Annotated in this window: 18 protein-coding genes and 1 pseudogene; 18 read left to right on the top strand and 1 reads right to left on the bottom strand. The window is 57.8% G+C overall.

Annotation, left to right across the window (positions count from 1 at the left end; translation table 11 throughout):
* Positions 1–4: 4 nt before the first annotated feature.
* The gene (tssK, locus tag AC1Q6X_RS03995; protein ID WP_230506836.1) at positions 5–1,351 is read right to left on the bottom strand and encodes a type VI secretion system baseplate subunit TssK; all 1,347 of its coding nucleotides are present in this window, start codon (positions 1,349–1,351) and stop codon (positions 5–7) included.
* Between the two features lie 359 nt (positions 1,352–1,710).
* Here tssK and AC1Q6X_RS03990 point away from each other — a divergent pair, with 359 nt between their 5' ends.
* The 18 genes and pseudogenes from AC1Q6X_RS03990 (at position 1,711) to AC1Q6X_RS03905 (ending at position 21,148) form a co-directional block, all read left to right on the top strand.
* On the top strand, positions 1,711–2,289 hold the full coding sequence (locus tag AC1Q6X_RS03990; protein ID WP_230506835.1) for an outer membrane protein assembly factor BamD: 579 nt from the start codon (positions 1,711–1,713) through the stop codon (positions 2,287–2,289).
* A gap of 69 nt (positions 2,290–2,358) precedes the next feature.
* The gene (tssB, locus tag AC1Q6X_RS03985) at positions 2,359–2,868 is read left to right on the top strand and encodes a type VI secretion system contractile sheath small subunit (protein WP_492495271.1); all 510 of its coding nucleotides are present in this window, start codon (positions 2,359–2,361) and stop codon (positions 2,866–2,868) included.
* A gap of 4 nt (positions 2,869–2,872) precedes the next feature.
* On the top strand, positions 2,873–4,357 hold the full coding sequence (tssC, locus tag AC1Q6X_RS03980; RefSeq protein ID WP_230506833.1) for a type VI secretion system contractile sheath large subunit: 1,485 nt from the start codon (positions 2,873–2,875) through the stop codon (positions 4,355–4,357).
* Positions 4,358–4,386: 29 nt separating this feature from the next.
* Positions 4,387–4,878, top strand: a complete 492-nt coding sequence (locus tag AC1Q6X_RS03975; protein ID WP_230506832.1) for an Hcp family type VI secretion system effector — start codon at positions 4,387–4,389, stop codon at positions 4,876–4,878.
* Positions 4,879–5,024: 146 nt separating this feature from the next.
* On the top strand, positions 5,025–5,513 hold the full coding sequence (tssE, locus tag AC1Q6X_RS03970) for a type VI secretion system baseplate subunit TssE (RefSeq protein ID WP_230506831.1): 489 nt from the start codon (positions 5,025–5,027) through the stop codon (positions 5,511–5,513).
* Between the two features lie 2 nt (positions 5,514–5,515).
* Positions 5,516–7,360 carry a type VI secretion system baseplate subunit TssF gene (tssF, locus tag AC1Q6X_RS03965; RefSeq protein ID WP_230506830.1) on the top strand — a complete coding sequence of 615 codons (1,845 nt, stop codon included), beginning with the start codon at positions 5,516–5,518 and terminating at the stop codon, positions 7,358–7,360.
* Entirely contained in the window at positions 7,324–8,418 is a 1,095-nt protein-coding gene (tssG, locus tag AC1Q6X_RS03960) for a type VI secretion system baseplate subunit TssG (RefSeq protein ID WP_230506829.1), read from the top strand. The genes tssF and tssG overlap by 37 nt, the downstream gene beginning before the upstream one ends.
* A gap of 45 nt (positions 8,419–8,463) precedes the next feature.
* Positions 8,464–11,136: a type VI secretion system ATPase TssH gene (tssH, locus tag AC1Q6X_RS03955; protein ID WP_492495267.1), complete on the top strand. Its 2,673-nt coding sequence runs from the start codon at positions 8,464–8,466 to the stop codon at positions 11,134–11,136.
* Positions 11,137–11,301: 165 nt separating this feature from the next.
* Positions 11,302–14,104, top strand: a pseudogene (locus AC1Q6X_RS03950) (type VI secretion system Vgr family protein).
* On the top strand, positions 14,101–15,024 hold the full coding sequence (locus AC1Q6X_RS03945) for a DUF4123 domain-containing protein (protein ID WP_492495265.1): 924 nt from the start codon (positions 14,101–14,103) through the stop codon (positions 15,022–15,024). Before AC1Q6X_RS03950 ends, AC1Q6X_RS03945 begins: the two are co-directional and overlap by 4 nt.
* Entirely contained in the window at positions 15,014–15,475 is a 462-nt protein-coding gene (locus tag AC1Q6X_RS03940; RefSeq protein WP_492495263.1) for a hypothetical protein, read from the top strand. The genes AC1Q6X_RS03945 and AC1Q6X_RS03940 overlap by 11 nt, the downstream gene beginning before the upstream one ends.
* 71 nt (positions 15,476–15,546) lie before the next feature.
* Positions 15,547–16,047 (top strand): DUF3304 domain-containing protein, encoded by a 501-nt coding sequence (locus tag AC1Q6X_RS03935; RefSeq protein ID WP_230506135.1) that lies wholly within the window; start codon positions 15,547–15,549, stop codon positions 16,045–16,047.
* Positions 16,048–16,187: 140 nt separating this feature from the next.
* Positions 16,188–16,598 (top strand): DUF3304 domain-containing protein, encoded by a 411-nt coding sequence (locus AC1Q6X_RS03930; protein ID WP_230506134.1) that lies wholly within the window; start codon positions 16,188–16,190, stop codon positions 16,596–16,598.
* A 57-nt stretch (positions 16,599–16,655) separates the two neighbouring features.
* A complete protein-coding gene (locus AC1Q6X_RS03925; protein WP_492495260.1) occupies positions 16,656–17,150 on the top strand; it encodes a DUF3304 domain-containing protein in 495 nt (164 codons plus the stop codon).
* A 139-nt stretch (positions 17,151–17,289) separates the two neighbouring features.
* Positions 17,290–17,700: a DUF3304 domain-containing protein gene (locus AC1Q6X_RS03920; RefSeq protein ID WP_492495258.1), complete on the top strand. Its 411-nt coding sequence runs from the start codon at positions 17,290–17,292 to the stop codon at positions 17,698–17,700.
* Between the two features lie 140 nt (positions 17,701–17,840).
* Positions 17,841–18,251: a DUF3304 domain-containing protein gene (locus tag AC1Q6X_RS03915; protein ID WP_230506128.1), complete on the top strand. Its 411-nt coding sequence runs from the start codon at positions 17,841–17,843 to the stop codon at positions 18,249–18,251.
* Positions 18,252–18,555: 304 nt separating this feature from the next.
* Entirely contained in the window at positions 18,556–18,966 is a 411-nt protein-coding gene (locus AC1Q6X_RS03910; RefSeq protein WP_492495256.1) for a DUF3304 domain-containing protein, read from the top strand.
* Between the two features lie 376 nt (positions 18,967–19,342).
* Entirely contained in the window at positions 19,343–21,148 is a 1,806-nt protein-coding gene (locus AC1Q6X_RS03905; RefSeq protein WP_492495254.1) for a T6SS phospholipase effector Tle1-like catalytic domain-containing protein, read from the top strand.
* Positions 21,149–21,175 lie beyond the last annotated feature (27 nt).

Raw genomic sequence — 21,175 nt, 5'->3', positions numbered from 1 at the left:
ATCTTCAGGAAGTGATGGCGACAAGTTCAAGTTTCAGGTCCCGCATGCCGGACGGGACGTAGATCGAAATCGACTGGGCCTGCAACATGCGGTCGTACATCTGGCCCTTCGCTTCGATGGTGAAGTAATACGTATCGGGCCGTACCGGCACGGCCGCCGGCACCTGCGGCGTGTGCTGCAGGCGCACGCCGGGCAGGGCCGACAGCACGAATTTTTCCACGTCGTCCGGCGCGCCGATCTTGAAGCGCAGCGGCACCACGTCCACCAGTTCCACGCCCGGCATGTCGGCCGAGACGCCCAGGTAAAACGCGGTCTTGTCGTCGATCTTGCCCGAATCGAGCTTGCCGTGGTGGTACGACGGCTTGACTTCGGTAAGCGCGATGGCGAAATATTTTGAAGAAATCACCGTGTCGAGCAGCTCGCGGATGATCGCGTGCAAGCGCGCGAACGACGGTCCCGGATCGGCGTGCTGGTAGGCTGGCAGGTCCGCCAGCGCATGGGTTTTCGAGAACGTCATCAGCGCGCCGGCCAGCGCCAGCAGCGCTTCGTACAGACGCTCCGGGTGCAGCGCCGGATGATGGAAATAATGACTGAGCGAGGCGAACGCCGAACTGGCCGTGTGCAGCAGCCAGAACGAGGACATGTCGCCGGAACGAAATTCGATCACATTCTTGCTTGGCTCGCGGTGGTGGCCGTACAGGGCGTTCACCTTCGCCTGCAGCGCATCGATCAGGCGGCGCAGCTGCAGGAACAGCAGCGGCGCGCTGCGGATCGACAGGCTGGGCGGCACGAACGACGGGTCGGGCTCGAAGCCGCCGGTCGACAGGCGCCGCAGGCGCAGCAGGGCGAAATTCACATACGAATCACGCGGTTCCGATTCGGCCACCACGCGAAGCAATTTTTGCAAGTAGGCCAGTTCGGCCTGCGCCGCATGGGTGTACAGGTCGGGCGTTTCCACGTTGGCCTGGCCGTAGCGCGCGGCGCTGTTGGGGTGGCCAAGCGCGGCAAAGTTGCCGCCGAAATGCTTGAAGGCGGGCAGGGCGGCATAAAACGTGACGGTTTGCTGCGATTGCTGCAGCGTGCTCAAGTCCAGCGCGTCGGGCAACTCATCGGCGCCGGGCGCGTTGTAGATTTCTCCGTCCTGAAACACCAGCGACAGTTCCAGCAGCCGCAGGGTGTTATTGCTCAGCGCATCGCGGTCGATCTGCACGTGGTTGACACCCCAGGCATAGGGGTGCAGCGCCTTGATGCTTTCGTGCAGGCGGTGCTCATGGTAGCGGTCTTGCTGCTGGAAGTGCTGGGGGCGCAGAAACAGGCCTTCACCCCATAACAATTTGCTTGTAATGCTCATCGATTGCCCTTTTGCCTGAGGAATAAAAGCGCGGAGAACGCTGGCGCTCCCGGGCTCTCTTGACGCGCGATCGCCGTCTTGCCGGCGCGGCCGATCATCCAATATTTGCAACAAGAAACTATGTGCTTTTTTCGCAACTGCAACAACATTAACATTATCTGAAAGAAAGGTGCGTACGGTACGTTTCCCGCATGGTTGCTGCCTTAGCGGAGGATCGGAATGTGAGATTTCGCGTATTTTCTATTGAACGGAGTCAATATTAAATTCGTGTTAGTGTCGCAAAAATAAGAATTTAGCAACTATAAATTGCAACCTTTCTTAATGACCGCGTCATCTTTTTTTTTGAGGGAAATCAGACCATGTCTCGCCAATTCACATGCCATTTTCTTGCTGCGGTTGCCTGCGCATTGACGCTCAGTGCCTGCAGCACCACTCCTGCCGTGAAGACGCCGCCGCCGCCGCCCTCGCTCGACGAACTGATGGCAAAGGCGACCCAGGCTGCCGGTTCCGGCAACAACGAAGCGGCCATCGGTTTGTGGAAACAAGCTGCTGAGGCATTTCCCGCCGACAAAAATCCGTGGGCCCGCATGGCGCAGACCCGCTATGAGGCGGGCCAGTACGGCGACGCCATCATCAATGCCCAGGAAGTTCTGGTGCGCGACCCGGCCGACAAGCTGGCCAACAGCGTCATTGCGATCAGCGGACTGCGCCTGTCGACGCGTGCATTGGCCGACTTGAGCCGCCAGAACAACCTGTCCGGCCCGCTGCGCACCGAATCGCAGGATCTGGCCAAGCTGCTGCGCGAAAGCCTGGGCGAAACCGTGCTGGTACCGGCGCCGGCCGCGGCGCAGGTGCGTGACAAGCCGCCGCGTCCGCCGCGCAAAGGGCAGGCCAAGGCTGCCGAAAGCAGCGCCAATCCCTTCGATGGATTGAAGTAAAACTGAGGCAGCAAAGTATTTACCTGGGGCATCGCCGATGCCGTCGATTATTCGTAAAGGAATGATGTCATGTCAAAAAAAGAAAGTGTTCAAAAACGCCTGCAAAAGGTCCGGCCGCCACGCGTGCAGATGACGTATGACGTGGAAATCGGCGATGCGATTGAAAACAAGGAATTGCCCTTCGTGATGGGCGTCGTGGGCGATTTCGGCGGCAATTCCGAAGTCGAGCAAAAACGCCTGAAGGACCGCAAGTTCATCGGCATCGACCGCGACAATTTCGACGAGGTGCTCAAGGGGGTGGAGCCGCGCGCCGCGTTTGGCGTATCCAACGAGCTCAGCGATGAAGCCGGCCAGCTGCGGGTCGACCTGCGCTTCAAGTCGCTCAACGACTTCCGTCCCGAGGCAGTGGTGGAACAGGTGGCGCCGCTGCGACGGCTGCTCGAAGCGCGCACCAAGCTGGCCGACCTGCGCAACAAGCTGGCCGGCAATGACAAACTGGAAGATATCCTCAACGACGTGCTCAACAGCACTGAAAAGCTGGCCCAGCTGGAACAGCAATCCACCGCCAAGAAAGGCTGATCCCATGTCCGCTCAACTGACCCCCGCGTCCGGCGCCGCCGCGACTACCGATATCGGCTTGCTCGACCAGATCGTAGAACAAAGCAAGGTTGCCAAATCCAGCGTCGAGCATGCACGCGCCAAGGATCTGATTTCAGAACTGGTCAGCCAGGTGATGGAAGGCACCGTCGTGGTGTCGGATAACCTGGCGGCCACCATCGATGCACGCGTTGCCGAACTGGACAGGCTCATTTCGCGGCAGCTCAGCGCCATCATGCATGCGCCCGAATTCCAGAAGCTGGAAAGCAGCTGGACTGGCCTGCATCACATGGTGGACAACACGCCCACCGGCACCAACCTGAAGATCAAGATGCTCAACGCCACCAAGCGCGAGCTGGTGCGCGATTTCCAGAGCGCGCTGGAATTCGACCAGTCGACCATGTTCAAGAAAGTGTATGAAGAAGAGTTCGGCACTTTCGGCGGCGCTCCGTTCGGCGCGCTGCTGGGCGACTTCGAGTTCACGCGCCAGCCGGAAGACATGTATTTCCTCGAGCAGATGTCGCATGTGGCCGCTGCAGCCCACGCGCCCTTCATCTCGGCCGCATCGCCCGAGCTGTTCGGTCTCGAGAGCTATGCCGACCTCGGCAAGCCGCGCGACCTGGCCAAGGTGTTCGATACGGTCGAATACGCGAAGTGGAAGTCGTTCCGCGAATCGGAAGATGCGCGCTACGTCGGCCTCACGCTGCCGCGCTTCCTGGGGCGGCTGCCGTTCAATCCGGCCGATGGCGCCACCGTCGACGGCTTCAATTTCGTCGAGGATGTCGACGGCACCGACCACCAGAAATACCTGTGGTGCAATGCCGCCTATGCCTTCGGCACGAAGCTGACGGCGGCCTTCGACGACTACGGCTGGTGCGCGGCGATCCGCGGCGTGGAAGGCGGCGGCCTGGTCGAAGACTTGCCGACCCATACATTCAAGACGGACGAAGGCGAAGTGGCGCTGAAATGCCCGACCGAGATCGCCATTACCGACCGGCGCGAAAAGGAACTGAGCGACCTGGGTTTCATTTCGCTGGTGCATTGCAAGAACACGGATTACGCGGCGTTCTTCGGCGCCCAGTCGGCGCAGAAGGCCAAGAAATACAACACCGATTCGGCCAATGCCAATGCGGTGCTGTCGTCGCAGCTGCAATACATCTTTGCCGTCTCGCGCATCGCCCACTACATGAAGGCGATGATGCGCGACAAGATCGGCAGCTTTGCCGCCGCGTCCAACGTCGAAGAGTTCCTCAACCGCTGGCTGATGCAGTACGTGCTGCTCGACGATAACGCCAGCCAGGAGCAGAAGGCCCAGTTCCCCCTGCGCGAAGCATCGGTGCAGGTGTCGGAGGTGCCGGGGCGTCCGGGCGTCTACCGCGCCGTTTCCTTCTTGCGTCCCCATTTCCAGCTCGATGAGCTGTCCGTTTCACTCCGTTTGGTCGCGGAGCTGCCGCAATCGACCAAATCCTGATTTTTTCATCAACAACCGAAAGGAATGACATGGCAATCGACGTTTACTTGCAAATTGATGGTATTAAAGGCGAATCCACCGACACCTCCCATAAAGATTGGATCGAATGCAAGTCGGTTCAGTGGGAAGTGCTGCAGCCGAAGTCCGCCACCGCGTCGACGGGCGGCGGGCATACCGCCGAACGTACCGAGCACAAGGATATCGTGGTGGCCAAGCTGGCCGACCTCGCCACGCCGCTGCTGCTGCAAAATTGCTCATCCGGTAAAACGATTCCGAAAGCCAAGTTCGAATTCCTGCGCGCTGACGGCCAGGGCGAGCGCATCAAATACTTCGAGATCGAGCTGGAAAACGTGCTGATCAGCAGCGTGGCGCCATCCGTCGCACCGGGCGACATCCTCGGCGAAAACCTGTCGATCAAGTATTCCAAGGTCAAGTGGAAATACACGCAGCAAAAAGTCGGCGGTGGCTCCGGCGGCAATACCTCCGGCGGTTGGGACCTGTCGGCCAACAAGACGATTTGACCGACAACGGCCCTTGCCGGATGAGTCCGTTCCGGCCAGCCGCCGGCGGTGACTCCGGCTTGTGCCAGCGTGACTGATTCTGCCGAATCAAAGGGCCGCCGCAGGCCGCCCTTTTGTTCCTTCCTACTGCCAACCACAGGATACCGATGAAGGGTTTTACGCCGGGATTGTTCGACCGCCTGATGGACACGCCAGTCCAGGGCGCTTCCAGTAGCACCGTCTCGCGCCTGTCGCTGGAAGATTTGAAAGACACCGTGGCGCGCGACTTGGAGGCGCTGCTCAACACGCGCACCGTGATCCCGGAAGCGCTGCTGACGAAATTTCCCGAATGCGGCCGCTCGATCGTCACCTACGGCCTCAATGATTTCGCCGGCCTGAGCTTGTCGAGTTCCGATGACCGCGCGTATATCTGCCAGTGCCTGGAAAAAGCCATCGCGCGCCATGAGCCGCGCCTGCGCAATGTGCGCGCTTCGCTGGAAATCCAGGAAGGCTCGATCAACCGCCTCAATTTTGCCATCACCGCGCTCTTGGTGGTGCACTCGGCCCAGGAACCCGTCAACTTCGACGCCATCCTGCAGCCGTCCAGCCTGCATTACACTATCAGCAAGGCACGCCGTGCGGCGCAAGGAGCCTGAACTTGGAAGATTTGTTACCGTATTACGAACGTGAGCTGGGTTTCCTGCGCCGCTATTCGCGCGAGTTTTCCGAGCGCTATCCGAAGATCGCGGGACGGCTGCTGATCGGCGGCGAAGTCTGCGAAGACCCGCATATCGAGCGCATGATCCAGTCCTTCGCGCTGCTCAATTCGCGCATCTCGAAACGCCTCGATGACGATTACCCGGAGTTTACCGAAGCGCTGTTCGAGGTGCTGTATCCGCATTACTTGCGGCCGTTTCCCTCGTGTTCGATCGCGCGCTTCGACTACGGCGGCGCGGCGGCGCAGCTGACGGCCGCCACCGAGATTGCGCGCGGCACCGAACTGGCGACGCGCCCCGTCAAGGGCGTCGCGTGCACCTTTCGCACCGCCTATCCCGTCACCGTGGCGCCGCTGGCGCTCACGCATGCGGCATTTTCCGCCATCATCGACGCGCCCGAGCAGATGCAACTGCCGCCAAACGCCACCTCCAGCATCAGCATCGTCATCGAAGCGACTGCCGAGCAGATCTCGCTGGCGCAGCTGGGCGTGGCGAAGCTGCGCGTGTTCATCGATGGCGAACCGTCGTTTTGCGCGGCGCTGCGCGACGCGCTGTTCATGCGCACGGTAAAGGCCTATGTGGAAGCCGACGACAGCGGCCGCTGGAGCGCGCTGGCGCATATCCCTGTCAGCACGGCCGGCTATGCCGAGGACGATGCGCTGATCCCGTTTTCCGCCCGTTCGCATCCGGCTTACCGGCTGCTGACCGAATACTTCTGCTTTCCCGAAAAATTCAATTTTTTCGACATCGACCTGGCCGCGCTGTGCGCGCCGCTGCCGTCCGGATGCCGGCGCATCACGCTGCACCTGGCCCTCGCCGGCCTGCGCACCGATTCGAATACGGCGCGCATGCTGGGCACCATGTCGACGAATAACCTGCTGCTGGGCTGCACGCCGGTGGTCAACCTGTTCCGCCAGCGCGGCGAGCCGATCCGGCTGACGCACACGGCCGCCAGCTATCCGGTGCTGGCCGATGCGCGCCGCGCCTATGCCTTCGAGGTGCAGGCAATCGAGTCGGTGAAGCTGGTGCGCCAGACGCCGCAAGGGGAGACGATCACCGAATTTCGTCCTTTCTATTCGCTGCGCCACGGCCAGACGCCCGCCAGGGATGGCCATTACTGGGTGATGCGGCGCGATGACACCATCAGCGAAAAAAGCCCCGGCTACGAGACCGAGATTTCCATCGTCGACATCGATTTCGACCCGGCCGCGATTGAAACGGACACCCTGAGCCTGGAGCTGAGCTGTACCAACCGCGATCTGCCGGCCCAACTCACCTATGGCCTGCGCGGCGGCGACCTGTTCCTGGAAGGCGGCTCCAGCGTGCGCAGCATCAGTTTCCTGCGCAAGCCGACCGAGTCGCACCGCTTCGAGCGGGGCCGCGGCGCGCACTGGCGCCTGATCTCGCACCTGTCGCTGAACCATCTGTCGCTGTCGGGCGGCGGCCTGGAAGCGTTCCAGGAAATGTTGACACTGTATGACTTGCCCCGTTCGGCGACGTCGCAACGGCAGATCAGCGGCATCGCGGCGATCGACCACAAGGCGGCCAATGCCTGGCTGCCCGGCAATCCCTTCGCCTGCCTGGTGCGCGGCATCGAAGTGCGGCTGACGCTGGACGAAGAAGCTTTTGTCGGCAGCGGCATCCATGCGTTTGCCCATATCGTCGAGTGTTTTCTCGGCCTGTACGTGCATGCCAACAGTTTCACGCAACTGGTGGTGCTATCGAAAAAATCGGGAGAGGAGTTGTTGCGATGCAAACCACGCAGCGGCGATTTGAGCCTAGTGTAATCGAGCGCCTGTTCGCCGAGCCTTACCGCTTCCAGTACTTCCAGGCGGTGCGCATGCTCGAACTCTGGCTGGCCCGCAACGGCATGGCGCGCGAAGGCGCGGTGGCCAATTTCCTGCGCTTTCAAAACTCGGTGTCGCTCAATTTCGCGCCCAGCCAGCTCGAAGCGGTGCAAACCGAACCGCGCGAGCTGGGCGCGCTGGCGGCCGACATGCGCGCGCTGGGCGAGGCCGTGCGGCGCGCCGAACTGAAATACGTCCGCATCACGCCGGCCTTCATGGGTTTTCTTGGCGTGGCCGGCGCGCTGCCGGCCCATTACACGGAACGCATCGCCGCGCACCAGCTGTACGAGAAAGACGAGGGACCGCGCGCCTTTCTCGACACGTTTTCCAATCGCGCGCTGGCGCTGTTCTACGAAGCGTGGCGCAAGTACCGCCTGGAACTCAAATACCAGCTCGATGGCAAGGACAAGTTCCTGCCGCTGCTGCTGTCGCTGGCGGGACTGGGCCATGCGTCGCTGCGCCAGCGCCTGTACGACGGTGGCGATGGCGTGCTCGATGAGTCGGTGGGATTTTTTGTCGCCGCCATGCGGCACCGGCCGCCATCGGCGGTGGCGATGGGGCAGGTATTGTCCGCGTATTTCGGCCAGCCCATCAAGGTGACCCAGTTTATCGGTTGCTGGTACGACGTGCCGCGCGATCAGCAAAGCAGCCTGGGCGGTATGAACGCCATGCTGGGTTCGACAGCGCTGGTCGGCGCGCGCGTCTGGCAGCGCGATTTGCGCATGCGGCTGGTGGTCGGACCGCTGGCACGCGCCCATTTCGACGCCTTCCTGCCGGGCGGGGCGGCGGCGCGCGCGCTGGAAAAAATGCTTACCATGTTTACTGGCCTGTGCCTCGAATACGAAGTGCAGCTGGTATTGCGCGCCGACGATGTGCATGGCGTCACCCTGGAGCAGCCGCGCAGCGGCGGGCGCCTGGGCTGGGACAGTTTCCTGATTACCGCCGGCGCCGCGCAAGACCGCAGCGACGTGCGCTACGAACTGCATGCGCTGACATGAACCATCTTCTTTTTTTAGCCGTTTCCACACAAGGACTTTTGCCCCATGAGCATCAACCTCAAGACGCTGATCAGCAAGCTCAATGACACCAGCCGCACCGCCGCCACCCGCGCCGCCGGCATCTGCGTCGGCCTCGGACAATACGAGGTCGACCTGGAACATCTGTTCCTGGCCCTGCTGGAACAGCCGGCCAGCGACTTTGCGCTGATCGCCCGCCACAGCGGCATCAGCGTCAGCATGCTCGAAGCGGACCTGCAAGCCGAAGTGGCGCGCCTGCAGACGGGCAATGCGCGCACCCCCGTGTTTTCGCCCAGGCTGCCGAAGCTGTTTGAAAACGCCTGGCTGATCGCGTCGCTCGACGTGCAGGCCGGCCGCCAGGCCAGTATCCGCAGCGCCCATCTGCTGCAGGCGTTGCTGACCGACCCGGAACTGGCGCAACTGGCTTACCGCGGCTCGAAACTGTTCAACAAATTCAAGCTCGACGACCTGAAGCACAACCTCGACAAGATCACGCAAGGCTCGCAGGAGGCAGCCGGCGCTGCGGCTTCCGATGGCGAGGCCGGGGAGGGCGGCGAGGGAGGAGGAGACCCCGTCGGCGAACTCGAAGGGCGCGCGGCCGCATCGAAGACCCCGGCGCTGGACCAGTTCACCACCAACCTGACGGCGCGCGCGCGCGACGGCAAGGTCGATCCGGTGATCGGGCGCGATGCCGAGATCCGCCAGGCGATCGATATCCTGATGCGCCGGCGCCAGAACAACCCGATCCTGACGGGCGAGGCGGGCGTGGGCAAGACGGCCGTGGTCGAAGGACTGGCCCTGCGCATCGCGCAGGACGACGTGCCCGAGGTGCTGAAGGGCGTCGAAATCCATACGCTGGACATGGGCCTGCTGCAGGCCGGCGCCAGTGTCAAGGGCGAGTTCGAGAACCGCCTGAAAAACGTCATCGACGAAGTCAAGAGAAGCCCGCACGCCATCATCCTGTTCATCGACGAAGCGCACACCATGATCGGCGCTGGCGGCACGGCCGGCCAGAACGACGCGGCCAATCTGCTCAAGCCGGCCTTGGCGCGCGGCGAGCTGCGCACGATCGCCGCCACCACCTGGGGCGAATACAAGAAATATTTTGAAAAGGATGCCGCGCTGGCGCGTCGCTTCCAGGTCGTCAAGATCGAGGAGCCGAGCGAAGAACTGGCCTGCGCCATGTTGCGCGGCATGGCGCCGCTGATGGAAAAGCATTTCAATGTGCGCATCTACGACGAAGCCATCACCGAAGCGGTACGCCTGTCGCACCGGTACATCTCAGGCCGCCAGTTGCCCGACAAGGCCATCAGCGTGCTCGATACGGCCTGCGCCAAGGTGGCGCTGGGCCAGAACGCGACGCCGGCCCTGCTGGAAAACCTGGTCAAGAAGCTCGACCGCATCGACGCCGAAGTGGCGACGCTCGAGCGCGAGGAAAAGAGCGGCGGGAACCACCCGGTGCGTCTGAAAGACTTGCGCGCGCAGCGCAGTAGCGCCGCTGGCGAGCATGCGGTGCTGGCCGCGCGCTGGGAAAGCGAAAAGACATTGACCGGGAAGGTCAGGGCGGCCCGCCAGGACCTGGAAAGTGCTGGCGAAAAACCGGACGCCAGCCAGGGCGGCGACCTGCAAGCCCTGCTGAAGGACTTGCGTGCACTGCAGGGCGAGACGCCGATGGTGCCGGTGCAGGTCGACGGCCACGTGGTGGCGGAAATCATCGCTGGCTGGACCGGCATCCCGCTGGGAAAAATGGTCAAGGATGAAATCCGCACGGTGCTGAAACTGAAGGATATGCTGGAAGAGCGCGTGCTGGGCCAGTCGCATGCGATCGAGGCGGTGGCGCAGCGCGTGCGTACTTCGCGCGCCAACCTGGACGACCCGAACAAGCCGAAGGGCGTGTTCCTGTTCGTCGGCCCGTCCGGCACGGGCAAGACGGAAACGGCGCTGGCGCTGGCCGATGTGCTGTACGGCGGCGAACGCAAGCTCATAACCATCAACATGAGCGAATACCAGGAAGCGCACAGCGTGTCGGGCCTGAAAGGCTCGCCGCCCGGCTATGTCGGCTACGGCGAAGGGGGCGTGCTGACCGAGGCGGTGCGGCGCAACCCGTACAGCGTGGTGCTGCTCGACGAAGTGGAAAAAGCCCACCCGGACGTGCTCGAACTGTTCTTTCAGGTGTTCGACAAGGGCGTGATGGAGGATGCCGAAGGACGCGAGATCGACTTTAAAAACACCATCATCATCCTGACGTCGAACGTCGGTTCGAGCACCCTGATGCAGGCCTGCCTGAACGTGGTGGCGGCCGACCTGCCGACGCCGGAACAGCTGGAGGAAAAGATCCGCCCGCAACTGGTGAAGACCTTCAAGCCGGCTTTCCTGGGACGATTGAAAGTGATTCCCTTCTATCCGATCTCGGACGATGTGCTGGTCAATATCATCGGCTTGAAACTGGGCAAGATCGCCCAGCGCATCGCGGCCAATCACAAGGCCGAATTCAGCCACGACGAAGCGCTGGTCGACGCCGTTCTGGCGCGCTGCACCGAAGTCGACTCGGGCGCACGCAATGTCGACAATATCCTTAACGGCACCGTGCTGCCCGAGATCGCCGAGTCGGTGCTGGCCAAAATGGCCGAAGGCGCCGCCATCACGAAGATCAAGGTCAGCGCCAACAAGCAGGGGCAGTTCAAGTACACGATCAGGTAAACACTGCAGCCATGGTGCGTGGAAAGGAGGGGTGGCGGACGCAATGTGCCCGCGACGGCACGGAGCACTCTGCACACCCGGTTTCAATCGCACTCCTGCGATAAACATTCCTAGCCACAATAATTATCAAATATATAAATGTGGTAACAGACTAACGGGAATCGCATGTCATCCACCTCGAGCGACAAGATTGCGGACGCACTGGCTGTTTTCATGAGCGTCACCCGGTTGTACGAACTGACCGTCGGTGAAGGCCAGGACAGCGGCCTGCAGGTCGAGGCCTTTGCCGCCGACGAGCGGCTGCAGGAAGTCGGCGCGCGCGACATCATCGCCTTGTCCACCAGCGCCCATGTTGCGCTGGCGTCCCTGCTGGGCCAGTCGGCCAGCCTGCATATCAGCCTGGCGGACGGCACGCGCACCCAGTTTTCCGGCTATATCAGCGCCGCAGCCATGCTGGGCAGCAATGGCGGCCTGGCGCGCTACCGGCTGCGCATTACGCCTTGGCTGTGGCTGCTGACCCAGGTGCGTAACAGCCGCGTCTGGCAAGATCGGAGCGTGACGGCCATCGTCGACGCGGTCTTGCAGGCGTATGCGCCACGCGCGCTGTGGCGCTGGAGCGACGAAGTCGCGTCGTTCATGCAGGAAGCGGGCGAACGCAGCTATTGCTGCCAGTACCGCGAGTCGGATTTCGATTTCGTGCGCCGGTTGCTGACGGAAGAGGGCATCGCCTGGCGCTTCGAGGGGCACACGCTGGTTTTGTTCGCCGACAGCAGCCAGCCGTGCGCCACGCCCGAGGACGCCAGCAGCGCGCAAGGCGGCGGACTGCGCTTTCATGGTGCGCGTGTCGGCGAGCCGGGCGACAGCGTGCAGGCCTTGCGCGCGCGGCGCAGCCTGCACGTCGGGCTGAGTAGCGTGCTCAGCTACGATTACAAGGCGAAGCAGGCGGTCGCCGCCAGCGTGCCGACGAATATGGTGCTTGGCGGCAAGAACGCGCCGGTGCTGGAAAGCTACGACACACCGGGCCAGTACTGGTATGCGAATGGCGCCCAGGCGCAGCGCTACGCCCGCTTGCAGATGCAGTCGCACGAAGCGCGCGCCCAGCTGTGGCAAGCCCGTTCGACCGTGCGCACCCTGCGCGCCGGCACGCGTTTTACCCTGACACAAGGACCGTTGCAGCCAGCCGACGGCGCCGCGCCCGAGTATGTCGTGCTGCGCGTGGCCAGCATCGGCGTCAACAACCTGCCGCTGCCGGCGCGGGAAGGACTGGCGGAACTGTTCGGCCCGCTGCCGGAATTGCTGGAAGAAACCGTGGCGCAGTGGGGCGCAGGGTTTCCCGATGTCGCCGCCACGATCGCCCAGGCGCAAGCCAGTGGCTACGCTAACTGCATCGAGATGATCGAGGCAAGCACGCCATGGCGTCCGCTGCACGATGGCCAAGAATGCGCGCCAGCACGCCACGCCGACGGCCCTGGGCAGCCAGAGCGCCATTGTCGTCGGCGCCGACGGCCATGACGTGGCCAGCGGCGCCGATGAGATTTACTGCGACAAGCTGGGCCGGGTGCGCATCCGCTTTCACTGGCAGCGCGAGACGGATGCGACGTGCTGGGTGCGGGTGGCGCAGCGCGCCGCCGGCGGCGGTATGGGCAGCCAGTTTCTGCCGCGCATCGGCCAGGAAGTGCTGGTGCAATTTCTGGAAAACGATATCGACCGGCCCGTCATCGTCGGCGCCCTGTACAACGGCCAGGGCGAGGGCGGCACGCTACCCACGCCGGGCGGCATGGTGCGCGAACCGGGTGACGCCGGCGTGTTCCAGCCGGCGCACGACCACGCCATCGCGGGCCAGGGCAATGTGGCGGGCGGCAACAGTCCGCTGTGGCATGGCGCAGCAGGGGCCAGCGCGGCGCACCGTAATGCCAGCGCGCAATGGGGAATCCGCAGCAAGGAGTTCGGCAAGGCGGGCGGCGCGGCCGGCTATAACCAGCTGCTGTTCGACGACACCGACCAGCAGGGACGCATCCAGCTGAAAAGCAGCCACGCGGCCAGCGAACTGAACCTGGGCCACCTGATCCACGGCGCCGACAATTACCGGGGCAGCCTGCGCGGCGCCGGCGCCGAGTTGCGCACCGACGCGTATGGCGTGGTGCGCGCCAAGGCTGGCTTGCTGGTGAGCAGCTATGTGCTCAGGCACGACGCCGCGCAACGCGACCCGGCCGGCGACAACGCCGGCGGCATGGCATTGTTGAAACAGGCGGTGATGCTGGGCGACACATTCAACAATGCCGCCAAGACGCACCAGACGGTGGCCTACGCCAGCCACATCGGCGCCAGCGCACCCAATGCCAGCGAACTCGACGAGCAGGCGGCGCCTTTGAAAGCGATGCTGGCCAGCGTTTCCGGCATGCACGACCAGTTGCCGCAAACAAAGGACGCCATCATCGCGATAGCCGCCAGGGCCGGACTGGGCGTTGTCGCGGGGCAAGACCTACAACTGGCGAATGGCGAAACCGTCACCATGATGAGCGGGCAGGATACGCAATTTGCCAGCGGCGGCAAGCTGCGCCTGCACGCCGGCCAGGCCATCGGCGTGCTGGGCGGCGTGGTCAAGGCGGGCGAGAACGATATCGGCCTGCAGATGATTGCAGCCAGTCAATCTATCGACGTGCAGGCGCAGGCCGACGTGCTCAACGTGCAGGCGCGCGAAGAGGTCAACGTCATCAGCGCCAACGCGCATGTGGACTGGGCGGCGGCGAAAAGCATCCGCCTGTCGACGGCGGGCGGCGCCAACATCACCATTGAGGGCGGCAATATCACCATTCAATGTCCGGGCAAGATCACCGTGTTTGCCGGCAAGAAAAGTTTTATCGGGCCCACGCGCGCGCCGTATGTGATGCCGCCACTGCCATCAAGCACCTGCAAAAACTGCATTTTGAGCGCCATGCAACAGGGTGCAGCGGGAGTGCTGCGGTGAAGCCCGACAGCGTTTCAGCATTGCACGGCTGGGTCCGGGCCAGTCTTGAGCGGCAACGCCTGCCTTATTTGTTGCTCGACAGCGCGCAAGCCGAAAACAGCCACCTGACGCTGCAACGCTGGAAAGTGCCGTATGCGTCGCTGTTCGAGGAAACCCACGAAGCGAGCCTGCCGGAGATCGCGCCCCTGCTGATACGGCTATCCGGCCTTGCGCCGGCCATGCTGGAAAAAGTCTGCGACTGGGCCGAAAAGCTCGGTTATGGCGCGCCTTGCCTGAGCTGGATGGAAAGTCCCTGGCCCTTGCCCGAACTGGCGCGGCATTTACGCCAGTTTCATGCCGTCGGCCTGAGCGACCAGCAGCAGATGATGCTGCGCTGGTATGACACGCGCATCCTGCCGGTCTGGCTGGCCTGCCTGGAGCCGCTACAGCGCGAGCAGTTTGTGGCTGGAATGTTGAGCTTGCAGTACATCAACCGTTTTGGCGACGTTGCCGTCCTGCTGGAGGTCGACACTGCCGGCGCTGCGCCGGACGCTGCGCTCATGGACTCGCCACTCATCCACTTGGACGATGCGCAATACGGCATGCTGGTCGATGCGGGCGACGCCGATACGCTGATCAGCCATTTACGGCGGGTGATCACGGACGAAACCAACGATACCCCACCCCGGCTGCTATACGAATTCGTCGCCCGCTACCAGCAGCGCGCGCTGGCCGCTGGCATCGACGACCTGGACCGTCAGACGCAATACCTGCTGCTGGCCCTGTACACGTCCGGCGCCGGCATTGAACACCCCGATTTCATCGCCCTGATGCAAGACCCACCCACCTCTATCGAAAGTTTTTATGAAGCCATGCAAGCCTTGCACGACGACGTATGGGAAGCCGGCCCACCTTTATGGGGCGTACAGGTTGAAGCTTGACCGGCTGCCGGCGCTGGCACTATGCCTGGCCTTGGCATTTGCCGGCGGCAACGTCGCAGCGCAGACAGCGGTAAAAGCCGCGCCGCAGGCGTCAAGCGCCGTCAAGCACGCCAAGCTGAAACCGGCCGACACCGCCAACCTGGTCAGCCATTTGCGGCGCGTGATCACCGATGAAACCAATGACACGCCGCCCCGCGTGCTGAACGCCTTTGTCGCGAAATACCAGCAACGCGCGCTCGATGCCGGGATCGATGACCTCGACCGGCAAACACAGTATGTCTTGCTGGCGCTATATACCTCCGGCAAGGCGATGGAACAGCCCTTGTTTATTGCCTTCATGAAAAACACACCCGCATCGCTCGATGCTTTTTACGACGCGCTGCAAGCCTTGCCGAAAACCGTTTGGGAAGCGGGGCCGCCGCTGTGGGAGGCGTATGAGCCCAAGGGATAATGATTCCTGAAATTATTTTCATGTAATTTTAATTTCAAGAATTATTCGGTCAGCGAATTTCAGGAGTTAATATGATAAAAAAACTATTGCCGAAAAATTTTCTCAATGTATTTTTATGTATTTTGATGGCATTTTCAAATACGGCATGTGGCAAGGAAGATATGAAAATTAGCGTGAATCTCACCGCCTACAATCATACCGAACATGGAGTTGGTAGCTATATTGTAAAACTTGCGGACGGTTCCTGGACTGAGGCTGGATTTCTTGCTCCAGGTCAGGGAGGGGGAGGTGAAACTTGTTGTCTTTCGATCCCTGCTGTATGGAAAAAGGGGATGGAAGTCACCGTTATCATGGACACTATAAAAGACGGAAAAGATGTCAGAGTGGAGAAAGTAGTGCCGGTGCCACCTTATGTAGCCTCTGATGCTGGTAGATTTGTCGTTCATTTCCTACATGATGGACGATACAAAGTATTTGTAACTAAATATTCACTTGGGCATCAAAAATATCCACTCTCTGGAAAAGAAGCTGAATTGCAACCAGGAGTGCCGCTTGAAATAATATGGAAGTAGCTTTTAATGAATGCAGTTGATTAGATTTACTTTGGCTTTTATTGTAAATTATTTTTATAGATCAATTTAAAAAGCGATTAAGTTGTGCTATTTTTTCTATTTTTATTTTATCCTCAATTGTGGCTTGTAATAAAGAGTCAATGAAAACCGCTGTGAGTCTTACCGCGTATAACCATACCGAACATGGTGTTGGAAGCTATATCGTGACACTCGATGATGGATATTCAGTCGAGGCTGGCTACCTCGACCCTGGACAAGGCGGCGGCGGGCAAACTTGCTGTCTTTCAATACCGTCCGTATGGAAGCCGGGTATGAAGGCAACCATAATCATGGATACGATAAAAAATGGAAAGGCTATTCGCGTAGAAAAAACGGTGCCGGTGCCGCAGTATGCTCGCGCCGATGCCAGCATGTTTGTCGTGCATTTTCTTTACGATGGTAGCTACAAGGTTTTTGTAACCAGATACCTGCTCGGACATCGAAAATATCCGCTCTCTGGAAAAGAAGCTGAATTGCACCCAGGCGTGCCCCTTAAAATAATATGGGAGTAAAAATTTTTATGTGAATATTCTTTTCGAATGAATATTTCCAATTAATGGAAGGCCGCGATGAATTTATTTGGAAAGAAATTGGGTTGTGTTTTTTTATGTATTTTTCTATCATTTTCAAATATTGCTTGTAGCAAGGAACCAGTGAAGATTGTCGTGAATATGACAGCGTATAACCACACCGAACATGGTGTTGGAAGCTATATCGTGACACTTGATGATGGATCTTCAGCCGAAGCTGGCTACTTGGGTCCAGGGGAAGGTGGGGGCGGGAAAACTTGCTGTCTCTCGATACCAGCGACATGGAAGCTCGGAATGAAAGCGACTATTGTCATGGATACGGTAAAAAATGGTAAGGGGATCAGAGTGGAGAAGACGGTTCCTATACCTCGTTACAATTCTTCCGATGCCGGCAGGTTTGTCGTCCATTTTCTTTACGATGGAAGTTATAAGGTATTTGTAACAAAATATTTGCTGGGACATCGAAAATATCCGCTTTCTGGCAAGGAAGCAGAACTGGAGTCGGGTGTTCCACTGGAAATAATATGGGAGTAAATTTTTTACGTGAATGTTCTTATGATAATTTATTTTCAATTCAGGGAGGGCTATAATGAATTTATTGGGAAAGCGATTTGCTTGCCTATTTTCATGTGTTTTTCTATTGTTTTCAAATGTGGCCTGTAGCAAGGAATCAATGAAAATCAGCGTGAGTCTGACTGCTTATAACCACACTGAACACGGGGTTGGAAGCTATATTGTGACACTTGAAGATGGCTCTTCAGCAGAGGCTGGCTACCTCGACCCTGGACAAGGGGGTGGGGGGCAAACTTGCTGTCTCTCAATACCGGCAGTATGGAAACCAAGCATGAAGGCAACGATAGTCATGGATACAGTAAAAAATGGGAAGGCTATCCGCGTAGAAAAAACAGTGTTGGTGCCGCAGTATTCTCGTGCCGATGCCAGCATGTTTGTCGTTCATTTTCTTCACGATGGTAGTTACAAAGTGTTTGTTACCAGATACCTGCTCGGACATCGAAAGTATCCGCTTTCTGGTAAGGAAGCAGAACTGGAGCCGGGAGTCCCGCTGGAAATAATATGGGAGTAAAAATTTTTATGTAAGTGTTCTTTGCGGTATTTATTTAAATTCCTGAAAGGCAATGATGAATTTATTTGGAAAGAAATTGGGTTGTGTTTTTTTTATGTATTTTTCTATCATTTTCAAATATTGCTTGTAGCAAGGAACCAATGAAGATTGTCGTGAATATGACTGCGTATAACCACACCGAACATGGTGTTGGAAGCTATATCGTGACACTTGATGATGGATCTTCAGCCGAAGCTGGCTACTTGGACCCAGGTGAAGGTGGGGGCGGGAAAACTTGCTGTCTTTCGATACCTGCGACATGGAGGCCCGGAATGAAAGCGACTATTGTCATGGATACGGTAAAAAATGGTAAGGGGATCCGAGTGGAGAAGACGGTTTCTATACCTCGTTACAATTCTTCCGATGCCGGCAGGTTTGTCGTCCATTTTCTTTACGATGGAAGTTATAAGGTATTTGTAACAAAATATTTGCTGGGACATCGAAAATATCCGCTTTCTGGCAAGCAGGCGGAGCGACGGCTTGGCGTTCCACTTGAAATAATATGGGAATAATTTTTAGATATAAGTAAATTTTAAGCTCCGTATACACTAAAAAATAGCAGGTCGACTTGAATAGGGAAAGCCGTATATTTGAAGTGCTGTAATTTATAGGTTGCATGGATAGCATAGCTTTAATATATTTGTGAGATTATTTATGACTGAAAAACTATTTGTTTTTCATAAATTTTCAATTGCGTAGTTTCTTATTTTTATTTTTCTTGAGGTAATTATGAAAATAATATCGAAAAAAAATTTATTTTTCTATGTGATATGTATTTTTTTTTCAATTTTAAACATTGCATGCAGTAAGGAGTTAATGAAAATTAGTGTAAATGTAACTGCCTATAATCATACCGAAAATGGCATTGGAAGCTATGAAGTAAAGCTTGCTGACAGCTCTTCGGTTGAGGTTGGCTTTCTGGCGCCTGGGAATGGCGGTGGCGGTCAAACTTGTTGTCTTTCCATACCTGATATATGGCAGCCAGGGATGAAGGTATCTATTGTAATGAATGGCGTGAAAGCTGGAAAAGATATAAGGGAGGAGAAAATTGTATCTGTACCAAAGTATTCGCCCGACGATGTTGGCATGCTTGTTGTTCATTTTCTTCATAATGGAAGCTATAAAGTATTCGTAACTAAATATCTGTTGGGGCATCGGAAATATCCACTTTCTGGAAAGGAAGCAGAACTGCGACCAGGCGTCCCTTTGAAAATAATTTGGGAATGAAAATTGAAAAATTGACAGGGATTGATGGATTATGTCTATAATATATACAGGACGTAAGACTCCGATTGACGGTCGACGGAGGTTGAGCGGGAAAGAATCGTCGCAACGTGCGAAAGCAATGGCTTGTGTAAGGTCGCCCCATAAAACAGAGTGTCAAGGTCAAATTTATATTGGCGTATTTTATGATGGTAGTGGCAATAATCAAGATTGGAAACAAATAGACCCAATAGTAAATCCGAAAAAATTAAATCAGCGGGAAAGAAATAAGCATAGTAATGTGGCAAGATTATGGGATTCGCATCTGGATGAACCTGAGAATGGTTTTTTTCGTGTTTACATACCAGGTGTGGGTACCCCATTCGAGAAAATTGGCGATATGATCAATATTTTGACTGATAATGCAGGCGGGGGTTTTGGTTATATGGGCGCTGACCGCATTAATTGGGGTATAACTTCCCTGATTAACGCAGTGCATCAATATTTGACCGGTACCTTTCTGTTTGAAGCGAAGGCGCAGAAAATATTGGTAAATTTGATGAGCTCCCAGATGCTTCTTGGGCGGGAAAATGTTAAGCGTTGGACAATGTTGACAGCCCTCGAAGAAAAACTCGCGAAGGTTGTAAAAAATCATCCACGTAAATTAAAACAAATTAACGTTTCGATCTTTGGTTTTTCCCGTGGTGCGGCGGAGGCACGTGCGAGTGCTCATTGGTTACATCAGATATTTGAACGGGAAACTGGTGCATTTGAGCTTGCAGGCGTGCCGATTCGGATAGGTTTTCTGGGGATTTTCGATACCGTTGCCGCAGTCGGGGTGGGTGATGTAACGCCAGTCACTTTTGGTCACATGGCATGGGGGAATGGAACACAGAGTATCCATCCTGTCGTGGAGGAGTGCGCTCATTTTATCGCTTTGCACGAGCAGCGCGCGAGCTTTCCTCTCGAATCGGCAACTGGTAGAGGCAATGTAGGATATCCTGGTATGCACTCCGATGTAGGCGGAGGCTACTATCCAGGCGAGCAGGGCAGATCAATGCCGGCCTGGGGAGCTTCCCCACATCTGTCGCAGATTCCGTTGATTGACATGCATTTTGCAGCTCTGAAAGCGGGAGTTCCATTGTTAACGATCAACGAAATAAAACAAAAAGGTTTTAAGAGAATTCAGGATGCATTCTCCACCGACCCAAGACTGATCGCCTCCTACAACAACTGGCTGACGCATAACGGCATCAAGGGCGCGGACGTGAAGACCTTTACTGAGGCGCATACAAAACAATATCTGCGCTGGCGCGGCATGTTGCACGCGCAGGGAAAAGCGCAGTTGAAGAACAAGCGCTTTTTCAGGGAGTCGGACCAGCCGGGCCAGAAAGACTTGCTGGAGGCCGATACCGATCTGGGGATTTATCTGCGCTCCTGGCGCGAACGAAAGAAGGCCAACGCAACCGTGGCGGGGTGGCTCAATGAACGTGCCAAGACTGTCTTGAATCGCGTCAGCCCGGCTGGCATGCTGTTTGTCGAAGACGGAAAAGACCCCTTAAGCGACTGGGAAGAGCGGTTTTTGAAAATCATGACGGAAGGCGCGCAGCCGCCGGTTGCCTGCGTCACGCTGTTTGAAGATTATGTGCACGATTCGCGCGCCGGCTTTCGCATCCTCGGCAAGCACGAGCCGGTATGGCTGACCGGCGGCTATGGCCGCTTCCGCAACGTTTTCGTGCAAAGCGATGATTATTCGAATATGTCGAATATCGCCAATGAATCTTTGAAGGCCGTCAAGGCAGCAGGCGACGCGGCCGTGACCTACTTCCAGAAGTTGTATGGCTATACTGTCAGCACTTACCGGGCAGCGCGCAGAAAGGTTGCCGCGACCGCGAAGGCGGTGGCCGAGGCTGAAAAACGGCTGGAGCGGCAGGCGGTGGAGACGTACAGGGAAACGAGCAAGATGATCGTCGATGGCGCCACCCGCGCCGGTCACGGCATGCATGATGCCGGGGTCGAGGCGGAAAAAAAAATGGACCGCGCAGTCAAGACCGCAAAAAACGCCATGCAGCAAGCCAGCCAGGAAGCCCGGCTTTATTATCAGGCCGAAAAAAAGGTCATCTTGAAATATGCCAATGCAGAGGCCGAGTGGAAGGCGCAGCTGGAAAAGCGCTGGCGCGAGGAAGAGCGGGAAAAAGCGAAATAGGCAAAAACTTGAACACTCTGGCGGCGG

It is taken from the genome of Janthinobacterium sp. GW823-FHT06H09, assembly GCF_058794735.1.
The sequence above is the reverse complement of the archived record's forward strand: the minus strand, read 5'-3'. Positions and strand labels throughout refer to the sequence as shown.

Excerpts from the sequence above, each read along its gene's own strand:
- AC1Q6X_RS03915 (WP_230506128.1), top strand. The coding sequence starts at position 17,841 with ATGAAGATTGTCGTGAATATGACTGCGTATAACCACACCGAACATGGT.
- tssG (WP_230506829.1), top strand. The coding sequence starts at position 7,324 with ATGCAAACCACGCAGCGGCGATTTGAGCCTAGTGTAATCGAGCGCCTG.
- AC1Q6X_RS03990 (WP_230506835.1), top strand. The coding sequence starts at position 1,711 with ATGTCTCGCCAATTCACATGCCATTTTCTTGCTGCGGTTGCCTGCGCA.
- tssC (WP_230506833.1), top strand. The coding sequence starts at position 2,873 with ATGTCCGCTCAACTGACCCCCGCGTCCGGCGCCGCCGCGACTACCGAT.
- AC1Q6X_RS03975 (WP_230506832.1), top strand. The coding sequence starts at position 4,387 with ATGGCAATCGACGTTTACTTGCAAATTGATGGTATTAAAGGCGAATCC.
- AC1Q6X_RS03910 (WP_492495256.1), top strand. The coding sequence starts at position 18,556 with ATGAAAATTAGTGTAAATGTAACTGCCTATAATCATACCGAAAATGGC.
- tssH (WP_492495267.1), top strand. The coding sequence starts at position 8,464 with ATGAGCATCAACCTCAAGACGCTGATCAGCAAGCTCAATGACACCAGC.
- AC1Q6X_RS03930 (WP_230506134.1), top strand. The coding sequence starts at position 16,188 with ATGAAAACCGCTGTGAGTCTTACCGCGTATAACCATACCGAACATGGT.
- tssE (WP_230506831.1), top strand. The coding sequence starts at position 5,025 with ATGAAGGGTTTTACGCCGGGATTGTTCGACCGCCTGATGGACACGCCA.
- AC1Q6X_RS03925 (WP_492495260.1), top strand. The coding sequence starts at position 16,656 with ATGAATTTATTTGGAAAGAAATTGGGTTGTGTTTTTTTATGTATTTTT.
- tssK (WP_230506836.1), bottom strand. The coding sequence starts at position 1,351 with ATGAGCATTACAAGCAAATTGTTATGGGGTGAAGGCCTGTTTCTGCGC.
- AC1Q6X_RS03905 (WP_492495254.1), top strand. The coding sequence starts at position 19,343 with ATGATCAATATTTTGACTGATAATGCAGGCGGGGGTTTTGGTTATATG.
- AC1Q6X_RS03920 (WP_492495258.1), top strand. The coding sequence starts at position 17,290 with ATGAAAATCAGCGTGAGTCTGACTGCTTATAACCACACTGAACACGGG.
- tssB (WP_492495271.1), top strand. The coding sequence starts at position 2,359 with ATGTCAAAAAAAGAAAGTGTTCAAAAACGCCTGCAAAAGGTCCGGCCG.
- AC1Q6X_RS03935 (WP_230506135.1), top strand. The coding sequence starts at position 15,547 with ATGATAAAAAAACTATTGCCGAAAAATTTTCTCAATGTATTTTTATGT.